Annotated in this window: 19 protein-coding genes; 11 read left to right on the forward strand and 8 right to left on the reverse strand. The window is 71.6% G+C overall.

Annotation, left to right across the window (positions count from 1 at the left end):
* Positions 1–8 precede the first annotated feature (8 nt).
* Together ettA and BR85_RS04675 are read left to right on the forward strand one after the other, a co-directional pair.
* Positions 9–1,688 (forward strand): energy-dependent translational throttle protein EttA, encoded by a 1,680-nt coding sequence (gene ettA, locus BR85_RS04670; RefSeq protein WP_028495483.1) that lies wholly within the window; start codon positions 9–11, stop codon positions 1,686–1,688.
* Positions 1,689–1,698: 10 nt separating this feature from the next.
* Entirely contained in the window at positions 1,699–2,163 is a 465-nt protein-coding gene (locus BR85_RS04675) for an acyl-CoA thioesterase (RefSeq protein ID WP_036272237.1), read from the forward strand.
* Between the two features lie 16 nt (positions 2,164–2,179).
* Here BR85_RS04675 and BR85_RS04680 read toward each other — a convergent pair whose 3' ends face one another.
* The gene (locus tag BR85_RS04680; protein WP_028495485.1) at positions 2,180–3,070 is read right to left on the reverse strand and encodes an acyl-CoA thioesterase; all 891 of its coding nucleotides are present in this window, start codon (positions 3,068–3,070) and stop codon (positions 2,180–2,182) included.
* Positions 3,071–3,128: 58 nt separating this feature from the next.
* On the opposite strand from BR85_RS04680, the gene BR85_RS04685 reads away from it, so the two are divergent.
* Complete coding sequence (locus BR85_RS04685; RefSeq protein WP_028495486.1) at positions 3,129–3,800, forward strand: DUF8185 domain-containing protein; 672 nt, start codon at positions 3,129–3,131, stop codon at positions 3,798–3,800.
* 7 nt (positions 3,801–3,807) lie between these two features.
* Here BR85_RS04685 and BR85_RS04690 read toward each other — a convergent pair whose 3' ends face one another.
* From BR85_RS04690 to BR85_RS04715, 6 genes are all read right to left on the reverse strand, one after another.
* Positions 3,808–5,484: an FAD-binding dehydrogenase gene (locus BR85_RS04690; protein WP_036272464.1), complete on the reverse strand. Its 1,677-nt coding sequence runs from the start codon at positions 5,482–5,484 to the stop codon at positions 3,808–3,810.
* Positions 5,484–5,957: a globin gene (locus tag BR85_RS04695; RefSeq protein WP_028495488.1), complete on the reverse strand. Its 474-nt coding sequence runs from the start codon at positions 5,955–5,957 to the stop codon at positions 5,484–5,486. Before BR85_RS04695 ends, BR85_RS04690 begins: the two co-directional genes overlap by 1 nt.
* Positions 5,954–7,033, reverse strand: a complete 1,080-nt coding sequence (locus BR85_RS04700; protein ID WP_036272240.1) for a mechanosensitive ion channel family protein — start codon at positions 7,031–7,033, stop codon at positions 5,954–5,956. The genes BR85_RS04695 and BR85_RS04700 overlap by 4 nt, the downstream gene beginning before the upstream one ends.
* A gap of 6 nt (positions 7,034–7,039) precedes the next feature.
* Positions 7,040–9,586 carry an aminopeptidase N gene (gene pepN, locus BR85_RS04705; protein ID WP_028495489.1) on the reverse strand — a complete coding sequence of 849 codons (2,547 nt, stop codon included), beginning with the start codon at positions 9,584–9,586 and terminating at the stop codon, positions 7,040–7,042.
* A 71-nt stretch (positions 9,587–9,657) separates the two neighbouring features.
* Positions 9,658–11,340, reverse strand: a complete 1,683-nt coding sequence (locus BR85_RS04710; RefSeq protein ID WP_051526146.1) for a SulP family inorganic anion transporter — start codon at positions 11,338–11,340, stop codon at positions 9,658–9,660.
* A complete protein-coding gene (locus BR85_RS04715) occupies positions 11,337–11,723 on the reverse strand; it encodes an ArsR/SmtB family transcription factor (RefSeq protein ID WP_028495491.1) in 387 nt (128 codons plus the stop codon). Before BR85_RS04715 ends, BR85_RS04710 begins: the two co-directional genes overlap by 4 nt.
* A gap of 68 nt (positions 11,724–11,791) precedes the next feature.
* Between BR85_RS04715 and BR85_RS04720 the strand changes: the two genes are divergently transcribed.
* Genes BR85_RS04720 through BR85_RS04735 form a run of 4 tightly spaced genes read left to right on the forward strand, consistent with a single transcriptional unit; the run spans position 11,792 to position 15,488 of the window.
* The gene (locus tag BR85_RS04720; RefSeq protein ID WP_028495492.1) at positions 11,792–12,328 is read left to right on the forward strand and encodes a ribose-5-phosphate isomerase; all 537 of its coding nucleotides are present in this window, start codon (positions 11,792–11,794) and stop codon (positions 12,326–12,328) included.
* Positions 12,328–13,323 (forward strand): Fpg/Nei family DNA glycosylase, encoded by a 996-nt coding sequence (locus BR85_RS04725; protein WP_028495493.1) that lies wholly within the window; start codon positions 12,328–12,330, stop codon positions 13,321–13,323. The genes BR85_RS04720 and BR85_RS04725 overlap by 1 nt, the downstream gene beginning before the upstream one ends.
* Before the next feature lie 18 nt (positions 13,324–13,341).
* On the forward strand, positions 13,342–13,992 hold the full coding sequence (locus BR85_RS04730) for an FMN-binding negative transcriptional regulator (RefSeq protein ID WP_028495494.1): 651 nt from the start codon (positions 13,342–13,344) through the stop codon (positions 13,990–13,992).
* Positions 13,989–15,488: an amidohydrolase gene (locus BR85_RS04735; protein ID WP_028495495.1), complete on the forward strand. Its 1,500-nt coding sequence runs from the start codon at positions 13,989–13,991 to the stop codon at positions 15,486–15,488. Before BR85_RS04730 ends, BR85_RS04735 begins: the two co-directional genes overlap by 4 nt.
* Before the next feature lie 53 nt (positions 15,489–15,541).
* Here the strand turns inward: BR85_RS04735 and BR85_RS04740 are convergent, their stop codons facing one another.
* Positions 15,542–16,027 carry a Dps family protein gene (locus BR85_RS04740; protein ID WP_028495496.1) on the reverse strand — a complete coding sequence of 162 codons (486 nt, stop codon included), beginning with the start codon at positions 16,025–16,027 and terminating at the stop codon, positions 15,542–15,544.
* 136 nt (positions 16,028–16,163) lie between these two features.
* Here BR85_RS04740 and BR85_RS04745 point away from each other — a divergent pair, with 136 nt between their 5' ends.
* From BR85_RS04745 to BR85_RS15775, 4 genes are all read left to right on the forward strand, one after another.
* Positions 16,164–16,703 carry a gamma carbonic anhydrase family protein gene (locus BR85_RS04745; RefSeq protein ID WP_036272466.1) on the forward strand — a complete coding sequence of 180 codons (540 nt, stop codon included), beginning with the start codon at positions 16,164–16,166 and terminating at the stop codon, positions 16,701–16,703.
* On the forward strand, positions 16,703–17,092 hold the full coding sequence (locus tag BR85_RS04750; RefSeq protein WP_028495498.1) for an A1S_2505 family phage non-structural protein: 390 nt from the start codon (positions 16,703–16,705) through the stop codon (positions 17,090–17,092). Before BR85_RS04745 ends, BR85_RS04750 begins: the two co-directional genes overlap by 1 nt.
* 209 nt (positions 17,093–17,301) lie before the next feature.
* On the forward strand, positions 17,302–17,664 hold the full coding sequence (locus BR85_RS15770; protein ID WP_269319965.1) for a DUF222 domain-containing protein: 363 nt from the start codon (positions 17,302–17,304) through the stop codon (positions 17,662–17,664).
* On the forward strand, positions 17,627–18,553 hold the full coding sequence (locus tag BR85_RS15775) for an HNH endonuclease (RefSeq protein ID WP_051526148.1): 927 nt from the start codon (positions 17,627–17,629) through the stop codon (positions 18,551–18,553). Before BR85_RS15770 ends, BR85_RS15775 begins: the two co-directional genes overlap by 38 nt.
* Positions 18,554–18,629 lie beyond the last annotated feature (76 nt).

Consider the following 18,629-nt stretch of genomic DNA (forward strand, 5'->3'; position numbering starts at 1 on the left):
GGGCCGTTATGGCTGAATACATCTACTCGATGGTCCGTGCCCGCAAAGCGGTGGGCGAGAAGCTCATCCTCGACGACGTCACGATGGCATTCCTGCCCGGCGCCAAGATCGGCATGGTCGGTCCGAACGGCGCCGGCAAGTCGACGATCCTGAAGATCATGGCCGGCATGGATCAGCCCTCCAACGGCGAGGCGAAGCTGTCTCCCGGCTACAGCGTCGGCATCCTCATGCAGGAGCCGGAGCTCGACGAGACCAAGACCGTGCTGGAGAACATCCAGGAGGGCGTCGCGATCAAGGCGAAGCTCGACCGGTTCAACGAGATCTCCGCGCTCATGGCCGACCCCGACGCGGATTTCGACGCGCTGCTGGCGGAGATGGGCGTGCTCCAGGAGGAGATCGACGCCGCCGACGGCTGGGACCTCGACTCGCAGCTCGAGCAGGCGATGGACGCCCTCCGCACCCCGCCCGGGGACGCCGAGATCGCACCGCTCTCCGGTGGTGAGCGGCGCCGCGTCGCCCTCGCGAAGCTCCTGCTCCAGAAGCCCGACCTGCTCCTCCTCGACGAGCCCACCAACCACCTCGACGCGGAGAGCGTCCTGTGGCTCGAGCAGCACCTGCAGGCGTACAAGGGCGCGGTCATCGCGATCACCCACGACCGGTACTTTCTCGACCACGTGGCCGAGTGGATCGCCGAGGTGGACCGCGGTCGCCTCATCGGCTACGAGGGCAACTACTCGACCTACCTCGAGAAGAAGGCGGAGCGTCTCGACGTCCAGGGCAAGAAGGACGCCAAGCTCGCGAAGCGCCTGAAGGACGAGCTGGAGTGGGTCCGCAGCAGCGCGAAGGGCCGCCAGACGAAGTCGAAGGCGCGTCTGGCGCGCTACGAGGAGATGGCGACGGAGGCCGAGCGCACCCGGAAGCTGGACTTCGAGGAGATCCAGATCCCCGCCGGCCCCCGCCTGGGCAGCATCGTCATCGACGCCAAGAAGCTCAAGAAGGGCTTCGGTGACCGCACGCTCATCGACGGCCTCAGCTTCAACCTCCCGCCGAACGGCATCGTCGGCGTCATCGGGCCGAACGGCGTCGGCAAGACGACCCTGTTCAAGACGATCGTGGGCCTCGAGCCGCTGGACGGCGGAGACCTCAAGGTCGGCGAGACCGTCAAGATCAGCTACGTCGACCAGTCGCGCAGCAACATCGACCCGAACAAGACGCTGTGGGAGGTCGTCTCGGACGGCCTGGACATCATCACGGTCGGGAAGATCGAGATCCCCTCACGTGCGTACGTGTCGAAGTTCGGCTTCAAGGGGCCCGACCAGCAGAAGAAGGCCGGTGTCCTCTCCGGCGGTGAGCGCAACCGGCTGAACCTCGCCCTGACGCTCAAGGAAGGCGGCAACCTGCTGCTCCTCGACGAGCCGACGAACGACCTGGACGTCGAGACCCTGTCGAGCCTGGAGAACGCGCTCCTGGAGTTCCCCGGCTGCGCCGTGGTCATCACCCACGACCGGTGGTTCCTCGACCGCATCGCGACCCACATCCTCGCCTACGAGGGCACCGACGAGGACCCGGCGCAGTGGTACTGGTTCGAGGGCAACTTCGAATCGTACGAGGCCAACAAGATCGAGCGCCTCGGCGCCGACGCCGCCAAGCCGCACCGTTCGACGCACCGCAAGCTCACCCGTGACTGACAGCCCGCGGATGCACGTCCCCATCCACCTGCGATGGGGCGATCTGGACGCCTTCAACCACGTCAACAACACGGCGATGCTGAAGCTGCTCGAAGAAGCCCGGGTGCGGGTGTTCTGGCTGCCGCAGGCGGGGGAGACCGGTCCGGACACGGCAGTGCTGGAGTCCAGTCTCGCCGCCGGCACCGTGACGCTCATCGCCCGGCAGGAGATCGAGTACCTCGCGCCCGTTCCGTACGGGCGGGAGCCCCTGAACGTGCAGATGTGGTTCGGCAAGATCGGCGGCTCGAGCGTCGAGGTCTGCTACGAGGTCTACAGCCCGCTCGGCGCCGAGCCGCAGAAGCTGTACGCGCGGGCGACGTCGGTCGTCGTGATGGTGGATGTCGCGACGGGGCGCCCCACGCGCCTCTCCGACGAGATGCGCCGCGTCTGGGAGCCGTACCTCGGCGAGCCCATCGCGTACGGCCACCGCCGCTGAAACCACCGCCGCTGAATCAGCCCGCGGTGAGCTCTCCGGCGGGGACCCGCACCATGATCTCCTGGGCCACGGAGGCGATCAGCTCACCCTCGCGGGTGTACATGCGGCCCGTCGACAGCCCACGGCCGCCGCGGGCGCTCGGCGACTCCTGCACGTAGAGGAGCCAGTCGTCGACGCGGCCGGGCCGGTGCCACCACATCGCGTGGTCCAGACTCGCGACCTTCAGCCCGGGCTGAGACCATGCGATGCCGTGGGCGCGCAGCACCGACTCCTGGATCGTCAGGTCGCTCATGTACGCGAGGGCCGCGCGATGCAGCCGCGGGTCGTCGGGGATCGTCCGGCGCGTCCGCATCCATACCGCCTGCCGCGCCTCGTGCGCGCCGTCCACGGCGACGTAGATCGGCGAGGAGACGTGCCGCAGTTCGATGGGACTGTCCGCGAAGAAGCGCTTCGTCATCGGGTGCAGGCCCGGGAGGCGGTCCTCGATGCTGTCGACGCGCTCCGGGTCGGGGACGCCCTCCGGCATCGGCGCGCGATGCTCGAGACCGGGCGCCTCGTGCTCGAAGGACGCGATCATCGAGAAGATGGGGACGCCCTGCTGGAAGGCCTGGGTGCGTCGCGTCGAGAACGACCGGCCGTCGTGGATGCGGTCCACGGAGAACGTCAGGCCCGCCGTCGAGTCGCCGGGGCGCAGGAAGTACCCGTGCATGGAATGCGCGATCCGCTCGTCGGGCAGGGTGCGCTCGGCCGCCATGATCGACTGGGCGAGGACCTGCCCGCCGAACACCCGGCCCGTCGGCATGTTCTGCGAGACGCCCGTGAAGATGTCCTCCGTCGTGCGGGCATCGCCCGAGGAGAGATCAAGGACGGACAGCAGGCCGGTGACCGGGTCCAGATCGTCCGCCACGTGGTCTCCCTCTCACACTCCGCGCCGGGGCGCATCCGTCGCTGATAGCTTAGGGCGGATGTCCCCGAGCCTCCGCTTCCCCGACCCGCAGGCCGCCGCCGACGTCCTCACCTTCGCCCGGCGCGCCACGCGGCTCGGCGACGGCGCCGTGCGGCTTCGGGCCGACGCGGGAGTCCTCGCCCTGTCGTCGGCGCCGCTGGCCCCGCGGACGCTGCTGGAGGCCGTGCCGACGGTGCTGGGGATGCGGTTCCTGCCGGTCGACCCCGAACTCGTGTGCGACCTGACCGTGGACGCCGGCGCGCTGGCCGAGGGCACCCAGCCGCACACGGTCCGGCTTCCGGACACTTCCGTGACGGCGCCGTGGGCGGGCATCTCCCCGCCGCGCGGCGGCTGGACGGACGCCGGCGCGCTCCCGGCATCCCTTCTCGCCTCCCGCGCCCAGTGGGGCATCGCGGCGGTCGCCGAGCAGGTGCCGACCGATGCCGGCGACGACGCCGTGCACCGCGTCCGGTCGCTCGTCTGGGGTGCAGCGGACGAGGACCTCGGCGGCATCCCGCTCGGCGCGGCGTTCGCCGCCTTCGCGCTCGGCTTCATCGCCGGCGACGAACTCGCCGCCGTGCGCCGCTCCGGTGCGTGGACGCGGGTGAGCCTCACCCGCGGGCATGTGCTCGTCCGCACGGCCGGCCCGCCGGGACTCACCGCCGTGCGGCGTACCGGCGCGAGCCGGTAGAGCGGCCTCAGACGGCGGCCGCGGCCGCCCTGCCCGCGGTGCGGCCCGAGAAGAGGCAGCCGCCCAGGAACGTCCCCTCCAGCGCGCGATAGCCGTGCAGGCCTCCGCCGCCGAAGCCCGCGGCCTCACCCGCCGCGTAGAGGCCCGGCACCGGCGCGCCGCCGCCGCCGAGCGCGCGCGCCGACAGATCGGTCTCGATGCCGCCGAGCGACTTCCGGGTCAGGACGTGCAGCTTCACGGCGATGAGCGGTCCGTTCTTCGGATCGAGGATGCGGTGCGGGACGGCCGTCCGCACGAGCCGGTCGCCGCGGTAGGCGCGCGCGGAGCGGAGCATCGCGATCTGCGCGTCCTTCGTGAAGTCGTTGTCGATCTCGCGGTCGCGGGCTTCGACCTCGGTCCGCACCCGGTCGGCGTCGAGGCTCTCCCCGCCCGGCAGCGCCTGCATCCCCGCGATCAGGTCGTCGAGGGTGTCGCGGACCACGAAGTCGGCGCCGTGGTCGAGGAAGGCCTGCACGGGACCGGCGGCGCCCTTCCCGAGCCGGGACTTCACGAGGAGCGGGAGATCCTTGCCGGTGAGGTCGGGGTTCTGCTCGCTGCCGGAGAGCGTGAACTCCTTCTCCACGATCGCGCGGGACAGGACGAACCAGGAGTGGTCGTAACCCGTGGCCCGCAGGTGCGCGAGCGTGCCGAGGGTGTCGAACCCGGGGAACAGCGGAACGGGCAGCCGGTTTCCGAGAGCGTCGAGCCACACCGAGGACGGGCCCGGGAGGATGCGGATGCCGTGCTGCGGCCAGACCGGGTCGAAGTTCCGGATGCCCTCGACGTAGTGCCACATGCGGTCGCCATTGATGAGCCGGGCGCCGGCGGCGCTGCTGACCGGCTGCAGCGACCCGTCCACATAGGCGGGGACGCCGGAGAGCATCGAGGCCGGCGGGGCGCCGAGGCTCGCGGGCCACTGCGCGCGGACGAGGTCGTGGTTGCCGCCGATCCCGCCGCCCGCGACGATGACGGCGGGGGCCCGGATCTCGAACGAGCCCACCGTCTCCCGCGCCGTCGGGGCACCGCGGACGGCACCGGAGGGCGCGAGGACGTCGCCGGAGGCTCCCACGACGGCGCCGCCCGAGACGGTCAGAGCGGTGACCCTGTGGCGGGGGAGAACCGTCACGAGGCCCCGCGCCTCGCCGTCCTCGAGGTCCTTCTGGAAGGGCGCGACGATGCCGGGACCGGTGCCCCACACGATGTGGAAGCGGGGCACGGAGTTGCCGGGCCCGGTCGACAGGTACCCGCCGCGCTCGGCCCAGCCGACGACGGGGAAGAATCCGACGCCCTTGGCGCGAAGCCAGGCGCGCTTCTCCTCGTGTGCGAACTGCAGATAGGCCTCCGCCCACCGGCGTGGCCAGAGGTCTTCGTCGCGGTCGAAGCCCGCCGTGGCGAACCAGTCTTGGCGCGCCAGATCGGGGGAGTCTTTGATGCCCATGCGGCGCTGTTCGGGGGAGTCGACGAGGAACAGCCCGCCGAAGGACCAGTGCGCCTGACCGCCGAGGTTGGTGCGGGGCTCCTGGTCGACGATGACGACCCGCTTGCCCGCCGCGGCCGCTTCGGAGGCCGCGACGAGGCCCGCCAGGCCCCAGCCGATCACGAGGATGTCCGCGGAATGCGTCTGGGTCTGCCGGGCTCCGGTCATCACGACTCCTTCGTCGTCTCGGGATGTGCCAGGAGGCTCGTCGCCTCCGGTGGTCGCGTCGGGCCGATGCCGGTCGGCTCGAAGGTGTTCACCATCGCGAACGCGGCCCGCTGCAGATAATCCCACAGCGTCGCCTCGTGCAGTGGCGGGAGGTCGAGCTCATCCACGGCGGTGCGCATGTGCCGCAGCCAGCGGTCGCGCGCGTCGGGATTGACATGGAACGACGCATGCCGCATGCGCAGCCGCGGGTGCCCGCGCCGTTCGCTGTAGGTGCTCGGCCCGCCCCAGTACTGCTCGAGGAAGAGCGTGAGGCGCTCGGCCGCCGGCCGGAGGTCGTCCTCGGGGTACATGGGCTTGAGGACCTCGTCGCCGGCGACACCGCGATAGAACGCGTCCACGAGCCGCACGAACGTGTCGTGGCCGCCGATCTCCTCGTAGAAGCTCAGCGGCGCGGGGGTTCCGGCATCCGTCATTTCGCGTCCTTCGCGTCGTCGCCGGCCGGAGACTCGGCGGCCTGCGCCTTCGTGGTCTTCTTGGCCTTCCAGACGCCCTTGGCCGGGGTGACGGGGGTGGGCCGGGTGCGCGGCGGGTTCGCGCCCCGCACCCGCTGGGCGCCCTCCAGACCCGTCAGCATGACGGAGTTCATCTGCGGGAGCGACAGGCCCAGGTCGTCCATCGCCCTCTTCAGCCGCATCCGCAGTTCGCGTGCGACGTCGTCCTTCGCGTTGGAGCGGGTCTTGACGACGAGACGGATGACGAGCGACTCACCCGTGATCGCCTCGAGGCCCCATACCTCCGGCTCCTCGAGGATGCGCGTGCGCCACTTGGGGTCCTTCACGAGCGACGTCGCCGCCGTGAGCATGGACTTCTCCACCTGCTCGATGTCGGCGTCGGTGGGAACGGCGAGATCGACGATGACGCGCGACCACCCCTGCGACATGTTGCCGATGCGGGTGATCTCCCCGTTGCGGACGTACCAGAGCGTGCCGTTGACGTCGCGGACGTGGGTGATCCGGACGCTCACGTACTCGACGATGCCCGTCGCGAGCCCGAGGTCCACGACATCGCCGATGCCGACCTGATCCTCGGCGACGATGAAGATGCCGTTCAGCACGTCCTTGACGATGTTCTGCGCGCCGAAGCCGAGTCCCGCGCCGACCGCCGCGGAGAGCAGGGCGAACGACCCCAGCGCCGTGGGCGCGAGGAAGTTGATCACCAGCAGCGTCACGACGATCACGATCGTGACGTTGACGATGTTCTGCAGGATCGAGCCGAGGGTGCGGGTCCGCTGCACGAGGCGCATGGCCGCGAGCGGCGAGCGGTCGAGCGCCTGCGTGTCGTCGACGTTCGCCTTGTTCTTCGCGCCGGAGACGATCCGGTTCACGACGCGGCGGATCACGAATTTCAGGACCCACCCGGCGAGGACCCCGCCCACGATGAACGCCGCCACGATGAGCAGGCTGATGCCCGCATCGCCGAGCCACGTCAGCAGCTGCTGCCAGAAGTCGGGATCCGTGATCGTGCCGGGATCGGTGGAGAGTGTCGTCATCGTGGCCTACTGGGCGTCGCGCTCCTGGACGGACAGCGCCCGCTCGACGCCGGCGAGGTTCTCCTGCACGAGACGGCGGAGGGCCGGGGCGGCATCGCCGTGCGCGTCGAGCCACGCCCGCGTCGCCGTGCGCAGCGCGCGGTCCGCGAGGGGCGCCGGGTACAGGCCCGTGATGAGGTAGTTCGCGATCTGGTAGGTGCGGTCCTCCCAGATCGGCAGCAGCATGTCGAAGTAGTCGTCCACGAACGCGCGGAGCGCCTCGACGCCGGCCGGGTGCGTGAACCCGAGCGCCGCGGAGCGGACGACGGTGTTCGGCAGGTCGGCGGTGTCGATGAGCGACGACCAGGCGGCGCGCTTGGCGTCGACGGTCGGCAGGGCGGCCTTCGCCTGTGCGGCGAACTCGCCGCCCTTGGCCGTGTTGTCGGCCGCGAGGGCGGCGTCGATGTCGGCGGTCGTGACGAGCCCGCCCGCGGCGAGGGAGACCAGCAGGGCCCAGGACAGGTCCGCGTCGATCTCGAGACCCTCGAGCGCGGTCTGCCCGTCGCGGAGGGCGCGGACCTGCTCCCACTGCGCCGGGGTGGCCGCGGCCGAGGCGAACGCCGTGACGAACTGCAGCTGGCTGTCGCTGCCCGCTTCCGCCGCCTGCGCGAGGGCCCAGAGGCCCTCGGCGACCCTCTCCCGTGTCGCGTCGCGCTTCTCCGGCGCGACGTACGCGTTCGCGGCGAGCTGCAGCTGAGCGAGGGTCGTCCGCACGGTGGTGGACTCCGTCTCGGCGCCGATGTTGCGGAGCACGAGGTCGACGTAGTCGGAGGCGGAGGCCTCCGCGTCGCGGGTCTGGTCCCAGGCCGCGCCCCAGACGAGCGAGCGGGCGAGCGGGTCGCTGATCTTGCCGAGGTGCTCGATGGCCGTCCGCAGCGACCGGTCGTCCAGGCGGATCTTCGCGTACGCGAGGTCGTCGTCGTTGAGCAGGACGAGGTCGGGGCGGGCGATGCCGACGAGCTCGGCGACCTCGGTCAGGTCGCCGTCGACGTCGATCTCCACGCGGTGCGTGCGCACGAGCGCGCCGTCGGTCAGCGAGTAGAAGCCGACACCGAGGCGGTGCGGGCGGATCGTCGCGTAGTCCGCCGGAGCCGTCTGGACGATCGCGAAGCGGGTGATGATCCCGGCGTCGTCGGTCTTGATCTCCGGGGACAGCGTGTTCACGCCGGCCGTCTCGAGCCACTTCCGCGACCACGTGGAGAGGTCACGGCCGCTCGTGGCCTCCAGCTCGGTCAGCAGGTCGGACAGCTCGGTGTTGCCCCACGCGTGCTTCTGGAAGTACTGCGAGACACCGGCGAAGAACGCCTCGATCCCGACCCACGCGGCGAGCTGCTTGAGGACCGAGCCGCCCTTCGCGTAGGTGATGCCGTCGAAGTTGACCTGCACGTCCTCGAGGTCGTTGATCGTCGCGACCACGGGGTGCGTCGAGGGCAGCTGGTCCTGGCGGTACGCCCAGGTCTTCTCCATGGCGTTGAACGTAGTCCACGCCTCGGTCCACTCGGTGGCCTCGGCCGTCGCGATCGTGGACGCCCACTCGGCGAACGACTCGTTCAGCCACAGGTCGTTCCACCACTTCATCGTGACGAGGTCCCCGAACCACATGTGCGCGAGCTCGTGCAGGATCGTGACGACCCGGCGCTCCTTCACGGCATCCGTCACCTTCGAGCGGAAGACGTAGGTCTCCGTGAACGTCACGGCGCCGGCGTTCTCCATCGCTCCCGCGTTGAACTCCGGGACGAAGAGCTGGTCGTACTTCGCGAACGGGTACGGGACCTGGAACTTCTCCTCGTAGTACGCGAAGCCCTGGCGGGTCTTCTCGAAGATGTAGTCCGCGTCCAGGTGCTGCCAGAGGCTCTTGCGGCCGTAGACGCCGAGCGGGATGACGCGGCCGGAGGCGCTCGTCAGCTCGGAGAACGTCGCCTCGTACGGGCCCGCGACGAGCGCCGTGATGTAGGACGAGATCCGCGGAGTGGGCTCGAACGTCCACGTCGCCGCGCCGTCCTGGGCCGGCACCGGCTCGGGGGTGGGGGAGTTGGAGACGACCTTCCACGCGGCGGGCGCCGTGATCGTGAACTGGAACGTCGCCTTGAGGTCGGGCTGCTCGAACACGGCGAACACCCGCCGGGAGTCGGGAACCTCGAACTGCGAGTAGAGGTAGACCTCGCCGTCGACGGGGTCGACGAAGCGGTGCAGGCCCTCACCCGTGTTCGTGTAGAGGCAGTCGGCCTCGACGACGAGCTCGTTGTCGGCGGACAGGCCGTCCAGGGCGATGCGCGAGTCGGAGAACACGGCGGCGGGGTCGAGCGCGCGACCGTTCAGCGTGATCGCGTGGACGGTGCGGGCGATCAGGTCGATGAACGTGGCCGCCCCCTCGGCGGCGGTGAAGCGGATCACCGAGCGGGATCGGAACACCTCCGGCCCGGTCGTGAGGTCGAGGCTCACCTCGTACGAGGTGGTGTCGACGATCGCGCGGCGCTCCTGCGCCTCGATGCGGGTGAGGTTCTCTCCAGGCACGTGCATGGCTCCCAAGGTCAGGGTGGATGCCGCGGTCGGGCGCTGCTGGCGCCCGCGGCAACCTCCCCAGACTACGCGCCCGCGGTCTCGCGCCGCACGTGACTGCGGGCGTGCGCCACCGCGGGCGCCAGTTCGGTGAAGAGATGATTGTGGTGGCGCAGCGACCCGAGGACACCCACCGTCCGGAACAGGTCGGCGTGACGGGGCTGGACGCCCTTGAGCAGCACCGTGACCCCGCGACGCTCCAGGGCCTGCACGATGTCGCCGAGGATGCGGGCTCCCGTCGCGTCGACGAGTTCGAGCTGCGACATCCGGAGGATCACGACCGACACGCCTCGCACGGCGTTGACCTCGTCGAAGACGCGGTCGGCGGCGGCGAAGAACAGCGGACCGTCGAAGCGGATCACGGCGATGCGCTCGTCCCCGGGCTCCGGGTCGCCGGGGAGCGCCTCGCGCTGCACCCCCGACGCGCGGGAGAGGCTCCGGATCGCGAAGACCCCCGCGAAGACGACGCCGATGACGACCGCGACGATGAGATCGAACGACACGGTGATGACCGCCGTGAGCACGAAGGCGACGGCATCCGCACGGGTCGAGCGGAGGATCGCGCGCACCGTGTCGCGCTGCACCATGCGTACCGCCGTCACCATGAGGACGCCCGCGAGCGCCGCCAGCGGGATGGTCCCGACGGGGCCGGCGGCGACGAGGACGACGAGGAGCAGGACGACGGCGTGGAAGATGCCGCTGATGCGCGACCGGCCGCCGGAGCGGACGTTGACGGCTGTGCGGGCGATGGCGCCGGTGGCCGGCAGCCCGCCGAACAGCGACGCGCCGAGGGACGCCAGACCCTGGCCGACCAGTTCCCGATCGGGGTTGTAGGCCCCCGTGTCGGCCATGGCCGCCGCGACCCGCGCCGAGAGGAGCGACTCGATGGCGGCGAGGGCGGCGACCGTCAGGGCGGGTGCCACGAGGCTCGGGAGCACTGCGGGATCGAGTGCGGGGAGCGTCGGCAGGGGCAGGGTTCCCGGCAGGGCTCCGATCCGGGCCAGCGGGCTCGGCAGCAGGAGCGCCAGCACCGTCACGATCGCGATGCCGACCAGCGAGCCCGGCACTGCGGGGTGGATTCGGGGGGCGAGGATCATGCAGGCGGCCACGATCGCCACGGCGCCGACGGCCCAGGCCAGGTAGCCGAGGTCCGCGGCGGTGAGGGCCTGGATGGCGGCGATCACGGCGTTGCTGCTGTGGTCGGTCGCGGAAGACGCGTGACCGGTGGTCAGGAGCGGGATCTGCTGCAGGAAGATGATGACCGCGATCCCGAGCGTGAAGCCCTCGATGACGGGCCAGGGGATGAAGGAGACTGCCCGGCCGAGCCCCAGGAGACCCGCGACGAGCACCAGCACCCCGGCGATCAGGGCCACCGTCGCCACCGAGCCGACCCCGTGCTGCGCGACGATCGGCAGGAGCACGACGGCCATCGCGCCGGTGGGTCCGGAGATCTGGACGTGCGAGCCGCCGAACACGGCGGCGATGACGCCGGCGACGATCGCGGTGATGAGCCCCGCCTCCGCGCTGACCCCCGAGCTGACGCCGAACCCGAGAGCGAGCGGGAGGGCGACGATGCCCACCGTGACGCCCGCGAGCAGGTCGCGCCGCCACGTGCGGCGGGCGGAGGCGTAGTCGGCCCGCGACGGCAGCAGGCCGGCGAGGAAGACCGCGGCGCGGCGCGCACGGGTCGGGGCGGGGCGCTCGTTCATGAGCGGCCGGCCTCGGGAGTCTCCGGCGCCGCGAGCGCGGGGAGCGTCGCGACATCGCGGAGGAGGTCGCCGTCGGCGGCCAGCACCTCGACGAGGAGGTCGCGGGCCACCGCGAGCAGCCGCCCCACGGCCGGGTCGCCGAGCCGGTAGAAGACGTGGCTGCCGCGCCGCTCGGACTCCACGAGCCGGTGCCGGCGCAGCACGGCAAGGTGCTGCGAGAGGTGCGAGGCCTCGAGCCCGGTCTGGGCCTGCAGATTGGCGACGCTGCGCTCGGGTGCCGTGGAGAGCAGTTCGAGGATGCGAATCCGGAACGGATGCGCGAGGCCCTTGAAGAGGTTGGCCTTCACTTCGTAGAGGGGTCGCTGGGCGCGGGTGAATGGCATGATGGAATCATCATATCGCTGTCGCGCGACGGGATCCGCCCGCTACGAGCGTCCCTAGGATGGATGCCATGCGCATCCACATCGCGACCGACCACGCCGGCCTCGAATTCTCGACCCAGCTCCAGCACCACCTCGCCGCGAACGGCCACGAAGTCGTGGATCACGGTCCGCTGGAGTACGACGCGCTGGATGACTACCCGGCGTTCTGCATCCGCGCGGCCGAGGCCGTCGCCCGCGATCAGGCGGCCGGGATCGAGGCGCTCGGCGTCGTGTTCGGCGGCTCCGGCAACGGCGAGCAGATGGCCGCGAACAAGGTGCGCGGCATCCGCGCCGCCCTCGTCTGGAACCTCGCGACCGCTGAGCTCGCACGCGAGCACAACGACGCCAACGTGATCTCCATCGGCGCGCGCCAGCACACCTTCGACGAGGCGGCGTCGTTCATCGACCGTTTCATCGCGACGCCGTTCACCGGCGAGGAGCGGCACGCGCGCCGCATCGCGCAGCTGGCCGCATACGAGACCGACGGGTCTCTGGAGCCGGACCCGCGCGCGCAGGCGCCGCACGGCGGCGAGTCCGCCGACGCCATCGACCCGGAAGCGGGCTGATGCCCGAGGGCCATTCCGTCCACCGCATCGCGCGCCAGTTCGACCGCAACTTCGTGGGCCGCACCGTCTCGGCCAGCAGCCCGCAGGGTCGTTTCGCCGAGGGGGCCGCGCTCCTCTCCGGGCGGGAGGCGACGGCGGCGCGCGCCGTGGGCAAGCAGATGTTCCTCGCGTTCGAGGACGACCTGTGGCTGCGTGTGCATCTGGGTCTGTACGGCGCGTGGGACTTCGCGGGGGAGATTCTCGTCGATCCCACCATCGCGTCGGCGAACGGCCGGATGGGGCAGACGAATCAGCGCGGCACCGACCTCGCCCCGATCCTGGACGACGCGGGCGAGAACTCGCTGAGCTCGATCGGCGCCCCGCGTCGCACGCGCGTGCACGTCCGGATGAGCGAGCAGACGCAGGGCCTCGGCGAAGACGGTGACGAGTGGCCGCCGCCGGTCGTGGGCCAGGTGCGGCTGCGACTGCTCACCGACACGACGTGCGCGGACCTGCGCGGCCCGACGGCGTGCGTGCTGCAGACTCCCGACGAGGTCGGGGCCACGATCGCGAAGCTCGGCCCGGATCCCCTCGTCGACGACCCTGCCGAAGGCGAGGAGCGCTTCACCGCCGTCGTCCGCCGTAAGCCCACCTCGATCGCGCTCCTCCTTATGGACCAGAGCGTCGTCGGCGGAATCGGGAATGTGTACCGCGCAGAGCTGCTGTTCCGCGCGCGCCTGAACCCGCACACCCCCGGTCGCGAGGTGCCGGAGGAGATCGTGCGGCAGATCTGGCGCGACTGGGTGCGGCTCCTCGCGATCGGCGTCGAGACCGGCCAGATGATGACGATGGACGACCTGGACCCGGCCGCGTACCGGCTCGCGATGGCCAATCGCGACGACCGGCACTGGGTGTACCGCCGCGCGGGGCTGCCCTGTCGGGTGTGCGGCACGGCCATCGTGCTCGAGGAGCTGGCCGCCCGGAAGCTGTACTGGTGTCCGCGGTGCCAGGCGTGACGAGGGGATGAGGGAGCCATGCGACAGAACCCGAGCTTCGCGATGACCGACGTCGGCGAGCTGCGGCGCGTGATCGAGCAGAACCCGTGGATGACGCTGGTCAGCGACACCCCGGACGGACTCGTCGCCTCGCACTACGCCGTGCTGCTGGATGAGGACCGCGACGACCTCACGATCGTGGGCCACGTCGGCAAGCCCGACGACGCCGTGCACGGTCTCGGCGAGCGCGAGCTGCTCGTCGTCGTGCAGGGCCCGCACGGGTACATCTCACCGGGCTGGTACCCGGCCGGTCCGAACGTGCCGACCTGGAACTTCGTCTCGGTGCATCTCTCCGGCATTCCGGAGATCCTCGGCCCCGAGGAGAACCTGCGCGTGCTGGAGCGGCTCGTGGCGCGTTTCGAGACGGCGCTGCCGGGCCCCCGGCTCCTGTGGGAGCCCCCGAACGACCCCGGGTACGTGCGCCGTCTCGCGCAGGGCACCGTCGGCTTCCGGCTGACCCCGACGAAGGTCGTCGCCAAGCGCAAGCTCAGCCAGAACCGCCCCGGCGAGACGGTCGACACGATCATCGCGGAACTCGAGGCGGGCTCCAGCCCCTACGCCGATCCGCGGCTTCCCGCCGAGATGCGCCGCGCCCGCGACGCCATGCGGCGCGCGGGGGACGCCCGATGAGCCTGGACCGCGGCGCGCACGTCGACATCATCACGGACGCCCGGCTCACCGGCGCCGACCGGCTCGACCCGTTCGGCAGCGACCCCGTGGACGTGCACCTGCGCGGAGGGCGCATCGTCGACATCGCCCCCGCCGGCGCCCTGCCCCGCACCGGCAGGATGCTGGACGCCGCCGGCGGCTACGTCCTGCCCGGGCTCTGGGATCACCACGTGCACACCGTGCAGTGGGCGCTCGCGGCGCAGCGGCACGACCTCGGGGCGGCGCGCTCGGCGCGCGAGGCGGCCGCGCTGACGGCATCCGCGCCGGTCCTGCAGGACGGCCGGCGCATCGGGGCGGGGTTCCGTGACGCGCTGTGGCCGGACGTCATGGAGTTGGAGCTCCTCGATGCCGCAACCGGCGGCATACCGACGTACCTCATCAACGCGGATGTGCACAGCGTGTGGCTGAACACGGCCGCGTTGCAGCGCGAGGGGTTCCCGGTCGACGGCTCGGGCGTCCTGCGCGAGGAGCCCGCGTTCGAGATCTCGCGGCGCCTCAACGCCGCCGACCCGGTGGTGGGGGACCGCCTCGTCGCCGCGGCGCTGCAGGCCGCTGCGGGGCGCGGCGTCGTCGGGATCGTCGACTTCGACATGGCCTGGAACGCCGAGGCGTGGGCGCGGCGGCTGGATGCCGGCTTCGACACGACGCGCGTGTCGTTCGGTGTGTACCCGGCGCTCCTGCACCGGGCGATCGCGGAGGGGCTGGCGACCGGCGATGCGCTGGATCCGGCGGGCCTCGTGCGGATGGGTCCGCTCAAGGTCATCACCGACGGCTCGCTCGGTACGCGCACGGCGGCCTGCTCGCACTCCTATCCCGGAGACCCGCACAACCACGGTCTGCTGACCGTGTCGCCGGAGGAGCTGCGGGAGCTGCTCACGACCGCGACGGCGGCGGGGATGGCCGCCGCGGTGCACGCGATCGGCGACCTCGCCAACACGTACGCGCTCGACGCGTTCGCCGCGACCGGCGCGCACGGCACGATCGAGCATGCGCAGCTCGTCGCGCACGCCGACATCGCCCGCTTCGCCCGTCTCGGGGTCGGTGCCAGTGTGCAGCCCGAGCACGCCGTGGACGACCGCGACATGACCGACGCCATCTGGGCGGGGCAGACCGCGGTGCCGTACCCGCTGCGTGCTCTCGCCGACGCCGGAGCCAACCTCCTGTTCGGCTCCGACGCCCCGGTCTCCCCACTCGATCCGTGGGCGGCGATGGCGGCCGCCGTGTGGCGCACCCGGGACGGTCGCCCCGCGTGGCGACCCGAGCAGGCGCTCGATGCCGCGACCGCGCTGGCCGCCTCCACCGCAGGGGGTTCGGAGGCGGGGAGCGCGCTGGCCCCTGGCAGCGTGGCCGATCTCGTCGTCGCCGACCGCGACCCGCTCACCGCGGACGAGGGCGCGCTGCGCGGCACGCGGGTCTCCGCGACCCTGCTCCAGGGGCGGCTCACGCACGTCGCCTGACACGACGACGCCCCGGGCACGGGCCCGGGGCGTCGGATCGCTGCGTGTCGGCGTCAGCCGGCGAGGTGGGCGGAGAGGAACCAGCGGTCCTTCTCGAGCCCGGCCTTGATGCCGATGACGATGTCCTGGCTGGTCAGATCGATCTCGTCGAGCCCGTCGATGGCGGCCTGGACGTCGGCGATGACGGCATCCATGTCGCCCACGACGGCGGCGATGATCTGCTGCCACTGCGTGAAGCCGGCCGGCACGGCCGTCGGCTTCGTCTTGGCGGCGACCGTCGACACCCGCGCGTCGATCGGGAGGCCCAGGGCGACGATGCGCTCGGCCGCCTCATCGGCGAAGCCCTGGGCGTTGGCGAGGACGGTGTCGAGGAGCTCGTGGATCGCGATGAAGTTGCTGCCGCGGACGTTCCAGTGGGCCTGCTTGCCGTTGACGGCGAGGCCCTGGAGTCCCAGCACGACGGGGGTGAGGAACTGCGCGGTTCCGGCGGCGACCTCGGGGTCGGTCGCGCTCATGGGGATGGTGTGCGTCTCGTTCATATGCTTCGTCTCCTTCAGCGGGGTGTCCGGTCCCGCTGTGGGTGCAACGCTACTCAGCAGCGGGCATTCCGCAAGCAAGCCGAGGCTGGGCTAACCGGTGTCGGCACCCGGGCCGGTGCGCGATATCGTCGGGACCATGACGATCGCCGACGATGCCTCCGTCCTGTCCGTGTCGGGGCACAGCCCCCGCATCCACGCGTCCGCCTTCGTGGCATCCGGTGCCCGCATCATCGGAGACGTGACCCTCGAAGAGGGCGCGAGCGTCTGGTACAACGCCGTCGTGCGCGGCGACAGCGCCGCCATCACCCTCGGCGCGGGCAGCAACCTGCAGGACAACGTGTCGGTGCACGTGGATGCCGGTCACCCGGTCGTCATCGGCCGGGACGTCTCGGTGGGGCACAACGCCGTCGTGCACGGCTGCACGATCGGCGACGGCTCGCTCGTCGGCATGGGGAGCGTCATCCTCTCCGGCGCGGAGATCGGGAGCGGCTGCCTCATCGCCGGGGGAGCGGTCGTCCTGGAGGGCACGGTCGTGCCGGACGGGTCCCTCGTCGCCGGCGTCCCCGCGAAGGTGCGGCGGGAGCTCAGCGAGGAGGAGAAGGCCGGCCTGCTGCGCAACGCGCAGGTCTACCGGACGCACTCCGCGAACCACGCCGAGGCCACGGCGGCGCACTGATGCGGATCGAGCGGCTGGCGGCGGACGAGGTCTTCGTCTTCGGCTCGAACGCGCACGGCGCCCACGGCGGCGGCGCGGCCCGCTTCGCGCATGAGCGCTTCGGCGCCGTGTGGGGGCAGGCCGAGGGGCTGCAGGGACAGTCGTATGGCATCGACACGATGTCGGGGCTCGACGTCTTCCGGGCGCAGGCGGCGCGATTCGTCGCGTTCGCGGCGGAGCATCCGGAGCTGCGGTTCCTCGTCACCGAGGTGGGATGCGGGATCGCCGGCTATACGCCGGCCGAGGTCGCCGGATTCTTCGCCGGGGCGCCGGAGAACGTGGTGCTGCCGGAGAGCTTCCTGCGGGAGCTCGGTGAGGCGGGGCCGGAGGCTGGGGAAGCCGGGGTTTAGCGACTCCGGCGCGGTGGCGCCGGTCGCCGGTTCCTGCACTGCGGTCGTGTTCTGGTGGTCATACACAGCTAGAACAGATCTTCGAAGGATGTCGGAGGTGCGGGATAGCTTCGGGGTATGAATTCTCCGATGGATGCTCTGCTTGAGGCGGTGACGGCGGCGCGCGCGGTGTGGCCGGCCGGCCGGGTCGGCGGGCGCGGTTGCTCGCGGTGAACGATGCGCTGGGGACGGCGCGACGGTTGTTGGAGGCGGCGTCGACGCAGGTCGCGGCGGAGACCGCCCGGCAGTCGCGGCCGGAACTCGGTGCCGACAGTCTCGCGAAGGCGAACGGGTTCCGCGCCGCCACCGCGCTGCTCGCCTCAACTCTCGGCACGACGAACGGGGAGGCGTCGCGGCTGGTGCAGGTGGGGGATGCGACCGCGCCGCGGGTGCTGCTGAGCGGGGGAGAGGCCCCGGCGAAGCACCCGCACGTGGCTGCGGCGTTGGCGGCCGGGGCGATCGGGGCGTTGGCGGCGTCGGCGATTGATTGTGTCGATGCTGGATCGGGTCGCCCTCCGCGTGAACCCGGCTGATCTGGAGGCGGCGGAGCGGACCCTGGCCGGGCAGGCGCCGGGGTTGACGTTGGATCAGCTGGCGAAGGTCATCGCGCGTGCGGAGGCGCAGCTGGATCCGGATGGGGTGCCGCCGCGGGAGGAGGAGCTGCGCGGGCAGCGGTTCCTGCGGGTGCAGGAGGATCGGTCCGGGATGCTGCACCTGACCGGCGCGTTCGACCCGGAGCACGGCGCGGCGATCATGGTCGCGATCGACGCGATCGTGGGCGCCGAGCTCGGCGCGCAGCGCGACGCGGACGCCTCGAGCGATGTGGATGCGCCGCGGCGCAGCGTGACGATGATGCGCGCCGATGCGCTGGTGAAGATCTGCGAACACCTGCTCGGCTGCGCGCACCGCGACACCCCGCTGCAGGGTGCGACCGTGGTCGTCCGGATGACCCTGGAGGACCTCCGCGCCGGGACCGGGCACGCCACCATCGACGGGCTCGCCGCCCCCGTCTCGATCGCGACGGCCCGGCGGATGGCGGCGGACGCCGGGATCATCCCGGTCGTGCTCGGCGGGGACAGCGAGATCCTGAACTGGGGCCGGCAGCGGCGCCTGTTCACGAGGGCGCAGAGACTCGCGCTCACCGAACGCGACGGCGGCTGCGCGATGTGCGGCGTCCCACCCGGCCATGCGCAGGTCCACCACATCCGGTGGTGGGCGAGAGACCGAGGGCCCACCGACCTGGCCAACGGCGTCCTGCTCTGCGAGTCCTGTCACCACCGCATCCACGACAACGGGTGGAACATCCGCATCGACGGGACGGGTGTCGGCGCGCGGGTGTGGTTCATCCCACCCGCGCACGTCGACCCGCACCAGACCCCACGCCTGGGCGGACGCCGACGCTACGACTACCTCGCCGCCTGAGCCGGCCGAGCCGCCTGAGCCGCCTGAGCCGCCTGAGCCGGCCGAGCCGCCGCGGTGCGCTACGAGAGGACGCCCG

The organism is Microbacterium sp. UNCCL10 (genome assembly GCF_000746195.1).
Taxonomy (GTDB): Bacteria; Actinomycetota; Actinomycetes; order Actinomycetales; family Microbacteriaceae; genus Microbacterium; species Microbacterium saccharophilum.